13 protein-coding genes are annotated in these 16,201 nt (G+C 71.1%); 7 read left to right on the top strand and 6 right to left on the bottom strand.

Annotated features, from left to right (window positions below):
* Window positions 1-37 precede the first annotated feature (37 nt).
* From AB0D14_RS39520 to AB0D14_RS39510, 3 genes are all read left to right on the top strand, one after another.
* On the top strand, window positions 38-952 hold the full coding sequence (locus AB0D14_RS39520) for an SRPBCC family protein (protein WP_362788678.1): 915 nt from the start codon (window positions 38-40) through the stop codon (window positions 950-952).
* Window positions 953-1,062: 110 nt separating this feature from the next.
* A complete protein-coding gene (locus AB0D14_RS39515; protein ID WP_362788676.1) occupies window positions 1,063-1,596 on the top strand; it encodes a GNAT family N-acetyltransferase in 534 nt (177 codons plus the stop codon).
* A gap of 325 nt (window positions 1,597-1,921) precedes the next feature.
* Window positions 1,922-2,572, top strand: coding sequence for a DUF4360 domain-containing protein (locus AB0D14_RS39510; RefSeq protein WP_362788669.1), 651 nt, complete (start codon window positions 1,922-1,924; stop codon window positions 2,570-2,572).
* A gap of 113 nt (window positions 2,573-2,685) precedes the next feature.
* On the opposite strand, the gene AB0D14_RS39505 is transcribed toward AB0D14_RS39510, so the two are convergent.
* The 6 genes from AB0D14_RS39505 to AB0D14_RS39480 form a co-directional block, all read right to left on the bottom strand.
* Window positions 2,686-3,972, bottom strand: coding sequence for an alpha-glucoside ABC transporter substrate-binding protein (locus AB0D14_RS39505; protein ID WP_362788666.1), 1,287 nt, complete (start codon window positions 3,970-3,972; stop codon window positions 2,686-2,688).
* Window positions 3,969-5,195, bottom strand: a complete 1,227-nt coding sequence (locus AB0D14_RS39500) for a hypothetical protein (RefSeq protein WP_362788663.1) — start codon at window positions 5,193-5,195, stop codon at window positions 3,969-3,971. Before AB0D14_RS39500 ends, AB0D14_RS39505 begins: the two co-directional genes overlap by 4 nt.
* Window positions 5,192-7,570 carry a tetratricopeptide repeat protein gene (locus AB0D14_RS39495; RefSeq protein ID WP_362788660.1) on the bottom strand — a complete coding sequence of 793 codons (2,379 nt, stop codon included), beginning with the start codon at window positions 7,568-7,570 and terminating at the stop codon, window positions 5,192-5,194. Before AB0D14_RS39495 ends, AB0D14_RS39500 begins: the two co-directional genes overlap by 4 nt.
* Window positions 7,571-7,681: 111 nt before the next feature.
* Window positions 7,682-8,044 carry a cupin domain-containing protein gene (locus AB0D14_RS39490; protein ID WP_362788657.1) on the bottom strand — a complete coding sequence of 121 codons (363 nt, stop codon included), beginning with the start codon at window positions 8,042-8,044 and terminating at the stop codon, window positions 7,682-7,684.
* Window positions 8,045-8,202: 158 nt separating this feature from the next.
* Window positions 8,203-9,702: a metallophosphoesterase gene (locus AB0D14_RS39485; protein WP_362788655.1), complete on the bottom strand. Its 1,500-nt coding sequence runs from the start codon at window positions 9,700-9,702 to the stop codon at window positions 8,203-8,205.
* Between the two features lie 117 nt (window positions 9,703-9,819).
* On the bottom strand, window positions 9,820-10,239 hold the full coding sequence (locus AB0D14_RS39480; RefSeq protein WP_362788652.1) for a RidA family protein: 420 nt from the start codon (window positions 10,237-10,239) through the stop codon (window positions 9,820-9,822).
* A gap of 307 nt (window positions 10,240-10,546) precedes the next feature.
* On the opposite strand from AB0D14_RS39480, the gene AB0D14_RS39475 reads away from it, so the two are divergent.
* The 4 genes from AB0D14_RS39475 to AB0D14_RS39460 all read left to right on the top strand — a co-directional run bounded on the left by AB0D14_RS39475 (window position 10,547) and on the right by AB0D14_RS39460 (window position 16,140).
* A complete protein-coding gene (locus AB0D14_RS39475) occupies window positions 10,547-11,029 on the top strand; it encodes a cupin domain-containing protein (protein ID WP_362788649.1) in 483 nt (160 codons plus the stop codon).
* Window positions 11,026-11,952 carry an acyl-CoA thioesterase domain-containing protein gene (locus AB0D14_RS39470; RefSeq protein ID WP_362788647.1) on the top strand — a complete coding sequence of 309 codons (927 nt, stop codon included), beginning with the start codon at window positions 11,026-11,028 and terminating at the stop codon, window positions 11,950-11,952. Before AB0D14_RS39475 ends, AB0D14_RS39470 begins: the two co-directional genes overlap by 4 nt.
* Before the next feature lie 128 nt (window positions 11,953-12,080).
* The gene (locus tag AB0D14_RS39465) at window positions 12,081-13,688 is read left to right on the top strand and encodes an AMP-binding protein (protein ID WP_362788644.1); all 1,608 of its coding nucleotides are present in this window, start codon (window positions 12,081-12,083) and stop codon (window positions 13,686-13,688) included.
* Between the two features lie 70 nt (window positions 13,689-13,758).
* Window positions 13,759-16,140 carry a bifunctional salicylyl-CoA 5-hydroxylase/oxidoreductase gene (locus AB0D14_RS39460; protein ID WP_362788641.1) on the top strand — a complete coding sequence of 794 codons (2,382 nt, stop codon included), beginning with the start codon at window positions 13,759-13,761 and terminating at the stop codon, window positions 16,138-16,140.
* Window positions 16,141-16,201: the final 61 nt, after the last annotated feature.

Below are 16,201 nucleotides of genomic sequence, written 5' to 3'. Positions count from 1 at the left end.
TGACGCCCCGGCGGACCGCGCCCATCGTGTGTCCGTAATGGACTTCACCAACGAGTTCCGAGTGAACCTGCCGCCCGACGGGGCCTGGGACCTGCTGACAGACATCGAGCGGGTCGCTCCCTGTATGCCGGGTGCCCAGCTCACCGGCGTGACAGGGGACGCCTACAACGGCGTCGTGAAGGTCAAGGTGGGCCCGATGACCGTCCAGTACAAGGGCGTCGTCTCCTTCGAGGAGAAGGACGAAGCCGGGCGTACGGCGGTACTTCACGCGCGAGGCCGCGACACCCGCGGGCAGGGCAACGCCGATGCCCGGGTCACCGCCCGACTCGTCCCGGACGGGGACGGGGACGGGGACGGAGCCGGAACACGGGTGACGGTGGACACCCGGCTCACCATCACGGGCAGGATCGCGCAGTTCGGCAGGGGGATGATCGAGGAGGTCAGCGGGAGGCTGCTGGCCCAGTTCGTCGACAACCTGGAGGGCCAGCTCGCGGCGGAGAGGCGCCGGGGGCGGGACCCGGAACATGCCGGCGAACCACCGGCGCGGGTGCCGACGCCTCCGCCGACGCCGACACCTGGGCCTGCCGTGCCTGCGTCTGGGGCGCCTACGCCTACGCCTCCTGTGCAGGCCGCGGCGGACTCGGCGGCCGTCCCCGACACCGGTTCGGGAGCTGCGCCTGATACGGGGCCTGATACCGGTGCGGACACCGGTTCAGAGGCCTCAGCGCCGGCCGCTGCCGCTGCCGCTGCCGCTTCGAGCGGCCCGAGGGAGGACACCTCAGCGGCCGGAGCCACCCAGGAGACCACCCCGGCGAGTCCGGGCGCCCCGGCGGCGGCGCAGCCCCTGGACCTGATGAGCGTCGCCCGCGGCGCCCTCCTGAAGCGCGCCCTTCCGGCGGCGCTGGTTCTGGCCGTGATCGTCATCGGCCTGGTCGTCTGGCTGACGCGATAGCGGCGCGCACACCCGACAGCCGCGGCGCCACGGCGGTGTCCCGCGCGGCCACGGAGCCCGCGGATGCCGAGGATTTCGCACTCACGCCCGCGTATCGACAGGATGGGGGCATGAACGACATCCGTACCCCCCGCCTGCTGCTGCGCCGCTGGCAGGACGACGACCTCGTGCCCCTGTCCGAGATCCATGCCGACCCGACCGTGATGCAGTGGATCGGCGACGGCCGCCCCCGCTCCCTGGAGGAGACCGCGGTGGACATCGAGGCGTGGGAGGAGGAGTGGGACGAGGAGGGCTTCGGGCTCTTCGCCGTCGAACTCCTCGGCTCCGGAGAGCTGGCGGGAGCGGTCGGCCTGTACGTCGCCGACTCCCCGCCCGAGCTCGCGGACCGGATCGCGATCAGCTGGCGGCTCGGACGGGTCTACTGGGGGCAGGGATACGGGTCCGAGGCCGCCCACGCCGCGCTCGAATTCGCCCTCCAGGACCGGGGCATCGACCGGGTCGTCGCCGCCGCCCGGCCGGGCGATACCGCCTCCGTGAACGTGCTGGACAAGCTCGGCATGCAGGCGGAGGGCACCACGCAGGATCCGGTGCACGGGCACGACCTGCGGCTGTACGCGATCGACCTGACGGAGTTCCAGGGCTGACCGCGGTGAGGTTTCGGGGCCGGGCCCGGACCGTGAGCCGCCCCGGCCTGTAAGTGGCGCGCGAATTGGCTGGAGTTCGACCTGGTAGGTCCCGGTCGGCGTACGTACGATGCGATCGCTCCTGGCCTTCACAGCCCCTTCACAGGGGTCGGGTCCGCGTGCGCATGTAGTTGATTGGTTGACATGTGCATGACGCACGGTTCCATGTCCGATCCCATGCACCAGGTCCGCGACAGCTCTCCGCGTACGCGGAGGCCGCACCCCCCACTGAGCGGCGGGAGAAGTTCCCCGCCGCCGGAACACCGACGCAACGGATTGGAACGCCATGACCGGTGGGCTGCTTCTGAGTGGCGCGATCGCCGCTCTGTTCGCCACCGCACTTCCCGCGAACGACCCGTCCACGGGCATCGTCGACCCGCCCCCGGACAAGATCGTCATCAAGGTCGCCACGGTGAACGGCTCCGGCTGTCCCCAGGGCACCGCCGCCGTCGCCGTGTCCCCGGACAACACCGCCTTCACAGTGACCTACAGCGACTACCTCGCCCAGGTCGGAGGCAGCTCCGATCCCACCGCGTTCCGCAAGAACTGCCAGATCAACCTGATCGTCGCCGTGCCAGGGGGCTTCACGTACGCCATCGCCAGCGCGGACTACCGCGGCTTCGCCTCGCTCAAGGCGGGGGCGACCAGCAGCGAGAAGGCCTCGTACTACTTCCAGGGGTCGTCGAACACGGCCTCCATCACGCATCCCTTCAAGGGCCCCCTCGGCGACAACTGGCAGGCCACGGACACCACGGAATGGGCCCAACTGGTCTGGGCACCCTGTGGTGTCCAGCGGAACTTCAACATCAACACCGAACTCCGCGTCAACGCCGGCACGTCGACTCCCAGCAGCACCAGCTTCATGACCATGGACTCGACGGACGGCGACCTCAGCACCATCTACCACCTGGCCTGGAAGGAGTGCCCCAGCTCCTGAGAGCCTGTGTATGGCCTGGGTCCTACCTGAATCCGGCCGCCCTCGGCTGCCCTCGGCCGGCTCCTCCGCACCGGGAGCCGGCCGGGGGCGGTCCGGGCCGCGTCAGTCGCCGGTCAGCCGCCGGGGCGGGCGCAGATGTCCTCCGGCGGCCGGAACGAGCGGGTGTCGTCCGACTCCTCGTCCACCTGGGCCCGCACGGTCTCCAACTGCTGGAGCAGCGAGGCGAGATGCTTCTTCGCGGGATCACGGAAGAACTCGAGCACCGCCCGGTGGAAGGCGTCCCGGAGTTCGGGCGGCATCACGTCCGAGGCGTCGAAGCACAGGGTGCGGGCCGTCGAGTTGAGCAGGGCGTCGATCTCCTGCTCGGTGGCGTTCGCGGGCTCCGTGGGCGGCAACCCCGTCGTGTTCGGGAACAGCGGACGCACCGCCGGGTCCGCCTCGGCCCGCCACCGCTCCCGTCCCGCCGGGCTCGACAGCCGCTCCACCAGCTCCTGCGCCGCCGGGTCGTCACTGAACACGGCGGCCATGTCACCGGCGACCTCGAACGCGTCGCGGTACTCGGCCCGCCCCTCCAGGAACCGGGCCGACGGCTCCACGCGGATGTCGTCACCCGCGTACACGTACCGGATGAAGGCGCTCTGGTGCTCGTGCGTGCACTCGAAGCCGGGGGAGTCCAGCAGCCCGCGGGGCCCGGCCGGCCCGGACGTGCCCTCGTACGACGTGGTCAGGGACCGCTCGACGGGCGCCCCGGAACGGCCGGCGAGCAGCTCCGCCCAGGTCGTCCAGGCCCGCACGACGTCCGGATCGCGCCAGCTGAGTCTGCTCGTGGCCCACTCCGTGTAGCGTGCCGGGCCTGCCTGGTGGAGCAGGATGTCCTCGATCCAGTCCGTACCGGGCCAGCCCGAGGTGGCCTGCGAGGCGAGCCCCACGCACCAGGTCGGATCGTCGCTCGACGCGCCCTCCTCGCTCCACACCAGACTCTTCAGGTCGACCTTCAGCGGAACCCAGTAGGTGCGGCGCCTGCCGTCCACCAGCAGGGACGGTGCCCACGGCGGATACGCGCGTTCGGCGGTCCGCTCGGCGAGCGGCTTCAGTTTGTCGCGGCGGGCGTACTCGGTGAGTTCGCCGATGCTGTTGAGGACCGCCACGTCCGGCGGGGTACCCGCCTCCAGCTGTGAGACGAGGGTCTCGCGCAGTGAGCGGGTGCCCTCGTAGGTGTACGTCCTGCCGGTCCCGTCGTCCAGCCGCTGGAGCGCGGCTTCGAAGGCCTCGCCCTCCGCGCCGGTCCATGGGCCCAGGACGACGAGGGGGTCGGGTTCGGCCGACGTGCAGCCCGGGACCAGGGCGAGCAGGCACGCGGCGAGCAGGACGCGCAGAGGACGGATGACCGGACGGATCATGTGACGGCTCCCGGGCGGGCGACCACGAGGTACTCGCGGCGGTACACGTGCAGGGCGCCGCCGACGAGACCGGCGCCGACCAGACCCACGGGGAGGACGAACCGGGCGATCCCGTCCAGGAAGGGGAGCCGCCCGTCGGACAGCGTCTCGTCGATCCGGGACTCCAGCACCTGGATGGCTTGTGGGTCGGGGCCGTCGAAGGGGCGCTCCTCGGCGATCGTCTCCGTCTCCGGCGAGGTCCGCTCGGCGAGCGAGTCGGTCAGCGGAGCGGTCTGTGTCTGGGCGTGCTGCGCGAGCAGTGCGTCGGCCGTCAGGAGCGGCACGGCGAGCAGCGGCAGAGCGGCGGCCGCCAGCGGAATGCTGAGCCGGATCCGGAAGCGGCGGCGCAGGAACAGCACCGTGCGCCAGAGGCCGGCGGCGAGCAGTACGAGGGCGAGCCCGGCGACCACCGTGGCGGTGAGCACCCCCGCGCCCCAGGCGGCCCGGTCCGCGAGCCGTTCGCGCAACTGTCCCTCAAGACCCGCGACGCGGTCCACGATCGAGGTCGCGCCGGAACCGGTCGTCGGCGGGCACGGCGGGTAGCGGTCCTGGCGGTCCGCGGGGGAGACCGGCGCGGAACAGAGCATGCTGCGGGCGTAGGTCAGCTCGGCGTCGCGCAGGACGGCGTCGTTTGCGTGGCCCTGGGCCCGGCCGATCCACCCCGTGTAATCCACGACCAGCGCGGACACCACGCGCAGCTCCTGTTCCTCCGCCACGGTCAGTGCCCCGCTGCGGGTGACCTGGTTCAGGCTCTGCGTGGCCCGCGCCACCCGCGTGCGGTACCGCTCGCTGAGGCCGCCGAGTTCGGCCGCCCCCGCCCCGTCGAGGTTCTTCTCGGCCTCGCCCTGTGCGATGAACAGCGACGCCTTGGCGTTCGCGAGTCCGACGAGGGCGGGAGCCAGCCGATCCCGTAGGTACTCCGAGTCGTCCCGCACATCCGCGTACGCCCATCCGAGCGTGCCGAACGCCACCACGGCGAGCAGCGGCAGTGCGACGAGCCGGTCCCGCAGGTACATGCGGTTGCGGCGGCCCGTGGTCGAGGGCCACGCGTAGCGCCAGAGCCGGCGGGCGAGTTCGGCGACAACGACCCCCGCTCCCCGCGCCGCACGGCGCAGGCGTGCGGGCGGCGGGTTCCCGGCACCCGCGCCCCGGGCCGTGCGCCGGTGCCATGCCGCGCCGGTCATTCGCGGGCCTCCCGGTCGCTCTTCCCCTGCGACGGCTTATGCGCCGTGGTCCGCAGCCAGGTCGCAACCCTCTTCCCCAGCCCTGGGCTGTCCCGGTGGTGCCGGAAAGCGAGCGGCCGGACCGCGTAGGCACGGTCCAGCAGGGTCTCGGCGACGGCTCCGTCCTCGGCGGCTGCGGAACGTGCGGCCTGATGCGCGAGGGTGAGATAGAGGCGGGACAGTTCTCTGCGCAGACCGGGCTCGTCGGACGGCAGCCCCAGCCGTGTGTCGGCTCCGGCGGCCAGGCCGGCCAGGCCCGCCGCGTCGACGGCCCCTCGCGAGAGGGCGCCCCGCACCGCTTCCCACACCTCCGCCGTCATACGGACCCGGGCCTGCTCGTCCGTCAGTCCGTGCGCGTGGAACAGCCGTGCCAGTCGCGTCAGCACCTCGCGGAGCCGATCCGCCACCTCGTCCGGGCGCTCGGCGGTGCGCACCTGCTCGACACCGACGCGTACGGCGGCCGTCCGTGCGGCGGTGCGGTGCCGCGAGTGCTGCGGTACCGCGTCGAGCGCCCGCACGGCGTCGTCCCACGCCCGCTCCCCGCCCAGCGCGAGACACGCCCGCGCCGCGCCGAACGCCGCGCTGCCGAGCGACGGGTTGCGCAGCCGCACCGCCTCGTAGAACGTCAGCGCCTCCTGCCAGCGGCCGAGACGCTCGGCGCAGTAGCCGAGCGCCAGCTTCGGCGCGTACTCGCCGGGGATCGCCGCGAACACCCGGTCGAAGTGGAGCCGCGCCGCCTCGGTCCGGTCCCGTCCGAGTGCGAGCAGCCCGCGGTGCCAGTCGAGCCGCCAGTCGTAGGAGGCCTGCTCGGACCCGATCAGGGCCGTGGCGGACCGCAGTTCACGTTCGGCGGCCCCGGTTCCGCTCCCGGCGCTGCGCAACCGCAACCGGCAGCGCAGCAGATGGACCTCGGGCGAGTCGTGCCAGTCCCCGGTGTGCTGCAGCAGCGCCTCGGGAGCGGCGTCGGCCAGCCGGCTCAGTTCGGCGTGATGGAGGTCGTACGGATCGGGGCGGGGAACGGGCAGCCGCTGGGCGACCTCGGCGGGTGACGGCGGTGCGTACGGGGCGGGGGCGTCCGGCGCGGCCCACCGGGACAGGGGCGGCGCGGAACCGAGAGCCGCGTCCAGTGCGTACGGCGACTGGAAGAAGAGCGGTGACGGCTCGAAGGTCTCGATGCCGGTCCGCAGTGACCGCAACTCCCGGAAAACACCACGCAGTTGCTCCTCCATCTCCCGTGCGGTGGCGAACCGCTCGGCGCGCTCGCTCCGGGTGGCACGGTGCAGCACCCGGGCGAGCGACACCAGGCCGAGTCCGCGGGGAGGAGGCGCCGTCATGGAGGGAATCTCGGAAACCCGAGGAGCCTCGGAAACCCGCGAGGCCCCGGTAACCCGAGAAGCCTCGGAAACCCGAGAAGCCTCGGAAACCCGGGGTGCTTCGGGCCTGTCCGGTGACTCCGGCGGGCTGATCATGTCCAGGCGGCCCAGCTCCGCCAGGTCGTCGGGCGAGCGTCCCAGCCCGCTCAGCCGCCGCAGGGTCTCACCGAGACTGAACAGATCGTCCTGGCCGGTGGATTCGCCGTTCGGGCCGACGGTCGGAGCCCGGAACGTCTCCGTGGTGTGACCGGGCAGCCCGGCCGAGCGGACACTGCCCACATCGATGATCTTCGTGGAGGTGCCGTCGTGCATCACGTTGTCCGGCTTGAGGTCGCCGTAGACCTTGCCGGGCCGGTCGGCGTGCAGATGTCCGAGCGCGGCCAGGATCCGCACCCCGTAGGCGAGTACGAACTCGTGGAAGCGGCCGCCGCCGAACTCGTCCGGGTTCACCTGGACCCGTGCCCGTACCTCTTCGAGGGTGAGGCCGTCCACGTACTGCAGGACGAGGAAGTCGCCGACCTCCGGATGATGCCCGTAGTTGAAGACGCGGATGATGTCGCCGTGACTGAGGTCCACCAGAGCCCGCCGCTCCTGGGCCAGAGCCCCCGACGAGGCCGCCGCCTGCTGCGGGTGGAGGATCTTGATGGCGACTTCGCGGTTGTCGACCTTGGTGTCGAGCGCGAGGTAGACCTCGCCCATGCCGCCGTAGCCCAGCGGCCGGATCAGCCGGTACTGCCCCGCGAGCAGCCGTCCCGAGGGCAGGGGCAGGCCTTCGGGATCGCTGCCGTGGGATGCCGCACGGTCCAGCGGGGTGATCGACGGCAGCAGGGCCGGGTCGGGGCTCTCCTCGGGCAGTTGGACGTGAGCGGCCCGCAGGATCGGCGACGCGACGACGAGAGGGCCGAACGACGCACTGGACTCCCGCGGTTCACCGGTCGCCCTGCTGCCCTCTACCCCCTCCATGCGACCCCAGAATAGACGCGGGGGCCCGGAATGACCCCGTGCCGAGGGCGCCGAACTCGCCGGTCGGCCGATCAGGGGAGCCGTCGGCTGATTCCGTAGTCGGCGGGGGCGTCAGTCTGTGGCCTTCGCGTACTCCTGTGCCATGCCTCCGGCGAAGTCGTGCACCACGGCGGGTTCGTCTCCCAGGACCCAGGCGTCGTGACCGGGCGGGCAGACGAAGACGTCTCCGGGGCCGACCTCGCTCTCGGCGCCGTCGTCCATCCGTAGTCGCATGCGGCCCTGGACGACGTAACCGTTGTGATGGACCTGGCAGCTCTCGGTTCCCGCGATCGGAGCCACGGACTCGGACCAGCGCCAGCCCGGTTCGAACGTGGCCACGGCGAAGTCGAGTCCGGTGAGATGGACCGCTTCGAGGTGACCACGAGGGAAATCGCGCCGCTCGTCCGGCTTCTCGACCGCCTTGATCTCGATCATGACGGGCCCTCCGATCTTGTCCAACAGCCTCGGGGCCCGGTCACCGCTCCCATGACGTCCACGGACGAGCAGGCCGGAGCCCCCTCACCTACATCGTCCGCCCGCAAGCCGGGCTCCGCCATTCGGGGGACCCCTCTCGCCCCTCGCCCCACCCCGCATCAGACAAGGGGGATGGTCACCTCGTCCTCGACGGGCGGATCGAGTTCCTGCCGCAGGTTTCCCGTCGCCGAGAAACAGCGCAGCCGGACCGACTCCGGGGAGACGTCCAGGCGCAGGAAGGACTTGAAGAACGGCGGACTGTACGTCGCCGAGCCCGGCGAGAAGAGCTGGCCGTACGCCTTGCGCACGGGCAGGCGCAGGCGTGACGTGCGGTCGGGGCGACCGCCGGCACCCAGCAGGCTCGCGACCAGACGGGTGCGCAGGGTGACGCGGGTGGACCGCACCCGGGCGCGGGTCGGAGGGATACCCAGACGCTCGGAGACGACAGCGGTCGCCTGCTCCTCGGTGAGAGTGAAGAAGCGCCGCATGCGCAGCCGGCGCCCGTAGAGCCTGCTGTAGAAGGCCAGCGAGTCGCCGCGCAGCGGATAGCAGCGGAAGTCCCCTTCGGTGACACCAGCGACGGAGACCCGGGGCATGGTGTGGGTGGCGTGCATGAAGGCTCCGCCGCCACCGGCGACCACGTACTGGATCGTGCGGCCGTCCACCGTCACCGGGTAGCGCTGGTAGTTGTGGATGTCACCGCCTATCGCGGCCACGTAGTGGTGGTCCGGATCGCGCACGATGTCGTCGACCGTTCCGCCGCCCTCGATGGGGCAGGGGTGGTGCTCGGCGTCCACGTACAAGGGGGAGCCGGTGACGAGGATCTTGGGGACGTCACCCTGGGAGACCTCGCGAAGCCATCGGCCCTGCTCGGCGTCCACGGTCCCCAGCAGACCGGTGTCGATGCCTATGATCCGCACCGGACCCGCGTCGACGGCCCAGTACGGCCCCGGCTGGACGGCCTGTTGGGCGGGCGCCGAGCGCAACTTCCGTGCCTCGGCCAGGCGTTGTTCGTCGGGCGTGCCCGGCTTGTGCCACAGCAGCGACCGCCACCAGGCGCGTGACAAGCGGCGGGGCGCGGCCGGTGGCGCGAGGGGCGGGGCGTCACAGAAGACGCGCATGAACCCGTCGAGGTCCTCGTACCAGTCGTGGTTGCCGGGTATGGCGTATATCGGCGCCTGATAGTCCTGGTACGGGCGGAAGAACTTTCTGCCGTAGTCGTCGGTGCCGCCGACCGGATAGATCACGTCGCTGGCGAGCACGGCGAACTCGGTGCCCTGACCGGCCTTCAAAAACCCCGGCACGACGGCGTACTGGGGATCGTCCCCTTCGCCGGTGTCCCCGATGACCATGAAGGAGAAGCGGTCCGGAGCCTCGTGCCTGATCACCTTGTCGGCCGGCGCCCCGGCCGCGGCCCGTTGCTCCACCCAGCGACCGCGGGTCCGGCCCGTCGGGTCCCCGAACAGCGAGGCCAGCGTGCCGTTCCGGGCCGGCCACAAGGTCTTGGGGTTGACCCACGAGAGCTTCTCGACCCGTTGAGGCATCAGCTGCTGGTAGGCGCCGCGCTCCGTGCTGCCCCAGCCGGCGCCCGCTGCGGTATCGCGTGAAGAGTCAGACATCGGTGAACGGTAACAACGATCTCCGCGGGGGCGGCAACAGGACAAGGCAGGGAGGTAACAGGTCAGGTCAGGGCGGGGAGGTAACAGGTCAGGAGGGGCAGTCGGGGCTGGAAGCCCTCACTGTTCCGGCCGGACCAGCCGTTCCTCGGGGATCACGGCCACGCCGAGGATCTCGATCATCGCCTCGGGCTGCCACAGTGCGGTGCAGCCGATGCCTGCCATCGCCGGGTAGACGGGACCGGCGAGTTCGCGCCACACCGTGCCGATCTCCTTGCCGTGAGCCTGGTAGTCGGGGATGTCGGTGAGGTACAGCGTCACGCTGACCAGGTCCTGCGGCGCGCCGCCCACCTCGCGCAACGTCGTCAGGACGTTGCCGAACGCCTGGCGGAACTGCTCGACGATTCCTCCCGGCGCGATCTTCATGTCGGCGTCGAGCGCGGTCTGTCCGCCGAGGTGGAGCGTGTTTCCCGCGAGGGTTCCGTGCGAGTAGCCGCGGGGCGTCGGCAGGGCGCGCGGATTGACGGCGAGGGGAGTCACTTGGCCTCCGGTTCGGGTGGTCGCGGTCCGGCCGGACGAGTCGCCTCCGGCATGTCGTCTCCGGAATGGTGTCGGCGTGTGTCGGTATGTCGTCCCGGGGACGGTGTCGGCATGTCGTATTGACAATAAATGACGGCCGTGAAAAAAACGAGATACGACGCGCATTGCAGACAGTGCCGACATCCGCTCCCTGACGCCGTCGACGTCGCCGTCGTCGTCGGGAGAGCGGCCGCCGGACCGGGCGCCCCGCGCGACCGGGCGCACCATGCTTCCTCCTGAGCCGTACGACCGGAACGGAGCCAGCCCCATGGAGCCCGATCTCAGCAAGTACCGCCTGGAGGGTGACGCCTCGATGTACCGGCTGCCCAGCGGGATCGTCGCTCCCGTGGTGACGCGCGCCGGATCGGAGAACGCGAACACCGCCGACTCCGGCGGCGCCGTCCGGGTCTCCGGCGTCAGCATCCAGCACACACCCGCCACGAAGCTGTGGTTCGGCAAGGTCAGCAACGACCCCGGCTACCGCTCGGTCACCCACCACCACGGCGAGGCCGAGACCGGCGGCTATGTCCTGTCGGGGCGGGCGCGCATCTACTTCGGCGAGAAGTTCGAGGACTACATCGACATGTCGGAGGGCGACTGGGTCTTCGTCCCGCCGTTCATGCCGCACATCGAGTGCAACCTGTCCCGCACCGAGCCGCTGACGTGGATGACCACCCGGACACCGGAGAACATCGTCGTCAACATGGCCGACGTCCCCGACGCCGACCTGCGTGACTGGCTCGACCGATGAGGCCCGGGCCCGGCCCGGCGTCGGGTGGGACACCGCCGACCTCCGCGTTCTTCACGGAGGCCGTCACGCTGACCCCCGCTCCGCCGGTCCACTTCGACCTCGCCTTCACCGCCGTCACCCAGCCCTGCCCCTGGCCCAAGGCGTACGGCGGCGACCTGGTCGCCCAGGCCGCGGCCGCGGCGATGCGGTCGGTGACCGACGCCAAGACGCTGCACTCGATGCACAGTTACTTCCTGCGCCCCGCCGACATCGGCGCACAGGTGCGCTACGAGGTGGAGGTGCTGCGCGACGGCCGCGGCTACAGCACCCGGCAGGTACGCGGCTACCAGAACGGCAAGCCGCTCTACGTCTGCCTGGCCAACTTCGCCGCGGGAGAGCCCGGCGGGACCTTTCACGCCGAGTTCGCCGACGTCGTCCCGGACCCCGAAGACCTCCCCAGCTCGCAGGCATACCTCGAAGAGCGCAGCGGCGGTTCGATGACCGAGGAGTCGAAGGCCTACTGGTCCGCCGGCCGGAGCTTCGACATGCGGCACCTGCCCGGTCCTGTCTACCTCACTGTCGAGGGCAAACGGCTGCCTCAACAGGCGGTCTGGGTGCGGCCGTTCGACGCGCTGCGAACCGTCGAGGGGCTGACCGACCCCCAGCGGGACCTGGCCGCGCTGGCGTACGTCTGCGACTACACCATCCTCGAACCCGTCCTGCGCGTACTCGATCTGGCCTGGGCCGACCCCGGGCTCATCACCGCCAGCCTCGACCACGCCATGTGGTTCCACCGCCCGGGACCGGTCGGCGACTGGCTGCTCTACGTCCAGGAAGCGGTCGCCGCCGACGCGGGCCGCGGGCTGGGCACCGGCCGCTTCTTCACCCGCGACCACCGTCACCTGGCCACCGTCGTCCAGGAGGGAATGATCCGCGCCGCCTGATCCGCAGCCCGGCACCGCCCGGCATCGCACGCCATCGGCGGGCTCCCGGAAGGACACCTCCGTTGACTCTTCCGCCATCTCCCGAGCCCTCTCCCTCTTCCTCTCGCTCTCCGTCATCCTCGGCGCACGTGGACACCTTCGCCCGCGACCGCCTCCCTCCCTCGCACCTGTGGCCGACGATCGAGTTCACCACCGCGGACCTGCGCCACCCGGAGCGGCTCAACGCCGCCACCGAACTCATCGACCTCCCCGCGTCGGCGCTCGGGGCCGGCCGTCCGGCGCTGCGTACGCCTGCCGGGGAGACCTGGACCTACGGGGAACTGAGGAAGCGGGCCAACCAGGTCGCCCAGGTGCTGACTGAGGACCTCGGCCTGGTCCCGGGGCAGCGGGTCATGCTGCGCTCGCCCAACAACACCTGGACGGTCGCGTGTTGGCTCGGTGTGCTCAAGGCCGGGGGAGTCGTCGTCACCGTCATGTCCGCGCTGCGCGCCCGTGAGATCGCTCAGGTCGCCGAGCGGACCCTGCCCGCCCTCGCACTGGTCGACCACCGGTATGCCGAGGACGTCCACGCCGTACGTGACACCGTGCTGCCCTCGCTGAAGGTCGTCGAGTTCGGCGGCACCGGGCCGGGCGACCTCGTGGCACGCGCCTCGGCGAAGTCCGGCGAGTTCACCACCGTGGACACCGCCGCCGACGATGTGGCGCTCCTCGCGCCGACGTCGGGCAGCACCGGTGCACCCAAGATCACCATGCACTTCCACCGGGACATCCTGTCCATCGACGACACCTTCGGCCGCCAGGTGCTGCGCCTGCTCCCGGACGACCTGGTCGCCTGCAGTGCCCCCTTCGCCTTCACCTTCGGCCTCGGCATGCTCGTCGTCTTCCCGCTCCGGGCCGGCGCCTGCGCGCTGCTGACCGAGGCGGCGACCCCGCTGATGATGGCGGACCTCGTCGCGCGGCATGGGGTCACCGTGCTCGCGACGGCGCCCACCGCGTACAAGGCGATCCTGCGAGAGGAACGGGAGCAGCGGCTCGCCGGGCTGCGCGTCGGCGTCTCGGCCGGTGAACACATCCCCGTCGGCACCTGGGAGCAGTTGCGGGACCGCGTCGGACTGCGCGTCATAGACGGGATCGGCGCCACCGAACTGCTGCACATCTTCATCTCCGCGGCCGGTGACGACATCCGCCCCGGAGCCACCGGAAAGCCGGTGCCGGGCTTCCGGGCCACGATCCTCGGCCCCGACGGCACGGAACTGGGCCCCGGCGAGCCCGGCAGGCTGGGCGTGATCGGCCCGGTCGGCTGCCGCTACCTCGACGACGAGCGCCAGAAGGACTACGTCGTGGACGGCTGGAACGTCACCGGGGATGTGTTCCACCGCGACGAGGACGGCTACTTCCACTACCACGCCCGCGCCGACAACATGATCGTCTCCTCGGGCTACAACATCGGCGGGCCCGAGGTCGAGGCCGCCATAGACACCCACCCCGACGTCCTGGAGTGCGCCGTCGTCGGACGGAGCGACGAGGAACGCGGCGAAGTCGTCTGCGCCTTCGTCGTGCTGCGGGACGGCGTCACCGGTGACGCGGCCAAGGCCAAGGAGATCCAGGGCCACGTCAAACAGGTCATCGCGCCGTACAAGTACCCGCGTGACGTGCGGTTCCGCGACTCCCTGCCGCGCAACGCCAGCGGCAAACTGCAGCGTTTCGCGCTCCGCGCGGCCGCCGACGAGCCCTGAGGCGTGGAGCACCGAACTGTGGAGCACCGAACCGTCGAGCACTGAGTCGTCGAGTACCGAGAGGAACCCCTTGAAGATCGCGATCGTTGGCGGCGGCCCCGGCGGCCTCTACTTCGCCGCGCTCATGAAACAGCTCGACCCGGCCCATGAGATCGCCGTGTGGGAGCGCGAAGCCCCCGACGAGACCTTCGGTTTCGGCGTGGTCTTCTCCGACGAGACGCTCGGCGGCATCGAGAACGCGGACCGTGACTTCGCCGGGGCCATGGCGCGCCGCTTCGCCCGCTGGACCGACATCGACATTCACCACCGCGGCCGGACCCACACCGTGGGCGGCCAGGGCTTCGCCGCGATGAGCCGCAGGGAACTGCTCCGACTGCTGCAGCGCCGCTGCCACGACCTCGGGGTACTCGTCCGCTTCTCCACGCCCGCCCCCGGCACCGAGGCCCTGCGTGCCTCGTACGACCTGGTGGTGGGGGCGGACGGCGTCAACTCGCAGGTCCGGGCCGCCTACGCGGACGTCTTCCGCCCCGCCCTGGACCAACGGCACAACAAGTACATGTGGCTGGGCACGGACCGGGTCTTCGAGGCGTTCCAGTTCTTCGTGAAGCAGACGGAATGGGGGACCATGCAGGTGCACGGCTACCCCTACTCCGAGACCGGCTCCACCTTCATCGTCGAGATGCACGAGGACGTCTGGCGCCGGGCCGGCTTCGACATCACCGAGCGGACCGTGTTCCCGCCGGGTGCCTCCGACGAGCAGGCCGTGGAGCGTGTCCACGCACTCTTCGCCGAGGAACTCGCGGGCCACGAGTTGTTCGCCAACAACTCCAAATGGCTCGGCTTCACCACCGTACGCAACGAGCGATGGCACCACGGCAACCTCGTCCTCGTCGGCGATGCCGCGCACACCGCGCACTTCTCGATCGGATCGGGCACCAAACTGGCGATGGAGGACTCCCTCGCCCTGGCCGCCTGCCTGCACGAACACCCGGACACCGACACCGCGTTGAGCGCCTACGAGGTGGAGAGACGCCCGGTCGTCGAGTCCACGCAGCGGGCCGCCCAGGCCTCGCTGGAGTGGTTCGAGAACATCGCCATGTACGCCCGCCAGGAGCCGACCCAGTTCTGCTTCAACCTGCTCACCCGGTCCCGCCGCATCACGTACGACAACCTTCGCACCCGCGACCGGGAGTTCGCCGACCGGGTCGACGCGGCGTTCGCGGCCTCCCAGGGGCTGCCCGAGGCCGCACCGGCGATGTTCCAGCCGTTCCGGCTGGGGGAGCTGGAGTTGAAGAACCGGGTGATCGTGTCCCCGATGGACATGTACTCGGCCGTCGACGGCGTACCCGGCGACTTCCACCTCGTCCACCTCGGGTCGAAGGCGATGGGCGGCGCCGGACTGGTGATGACGGAGATGGTCTGCGTCTCGCCCGAGGGCCGCATCACGCCCGGCTGCACGGGTCTGTGGACCGACGGGCAACGCGACTCGTGGGCGCGGATCGTGTCCTTCGTCCACGACCGCAGCACCGCCAGGATCGGACTCCAGCTCGGCCACTCCGGCCGCAAGGGCTCCACCCGGCTGATGTGGGAGGGCATGGACGTTCCGCTGCCGGACGGCAACTGGGGAACCGTCGGTCCCTCGCCACTGCCGTACGGTCCAGGATCGGCCGTCCCCCGCGAGATCGACCGCGCCGGTATGGACGCGGTGGTCGCCGACTTCGTCGCCGCCGCCCGCCGCGGTGCCGAGGCGGGCTTCGACCTGCTCGAACTCCACTGCGCGCACGGCTACTTGCTGTCCTCGTTCCTCTCACCGGCGGCGAATCACCGCACCGACGAGTACGGCGGCTCGCCGCGGGGCCGGCTCCGGTTCCCCCTGGAGGTCTTCGACGCGGTCCGCGCCGCCTGGCCGGCCGAGCGGCCGATGATCGTGCGTGTCTCCGCGACCGACTGGGTACCGGACGGCACCACCGAGCGCGACGCCGTGGAGATCGCCCGCGCCTTCATCGCCCACGGGGCGGACGCGATCGACGTCTCCTCCGGACAGGTCACCAAGGACGAGCGTCCCGCGTACGGCCGTTCCTACCAGACGCCGTTTGCGGACCGGATCCGCCACGAGGTCGCCGCCGCCACCGGCACGGCCGTCATCGCGGTCGGAGCCATCGCGTCGTACGACGACGTGAACTCGATCCTGCTGGCAGGCCGCGCCGATCTGTGCGCCCTCGGCCGTACCCACCTCTACGATCCGCACTGGACCCTGCACGCGGCGGCCGAACAGGAGTACGGGGAGGTCGCCGACCAGTGGCCGCTCCCGTACCGGGCCGGTGCGCGCAAGCCGCCGAGTGCGCGGACCGACGCCGTCCGCCCCCGGCTCTCCCTGCTGCGGGCCGAGGACTCCGGGCAGACCGTCCACCTGCGCTGGATCCCGCCCCGGGAACCGGCGACCGTGCCCTGAGCGCGGTACGTCGAACGCGGACCGGGCGCCCGGCCGTACGTGGATCTGGGCCCATGTAAGT

It is taken from the genome of Streptomyces sp. NPDC048484, from assembly GCF_040651415.1.
Lineage (GTDB): Bacteria > Actinomycetota > Actinomycetes > Streptomycetales > Streptomycetaceae > Streptomyces.
Note: the sequence above shows the minus strand (reverse complement) of the source record. Positions and strands in the feature narration are given on the sequence as shown.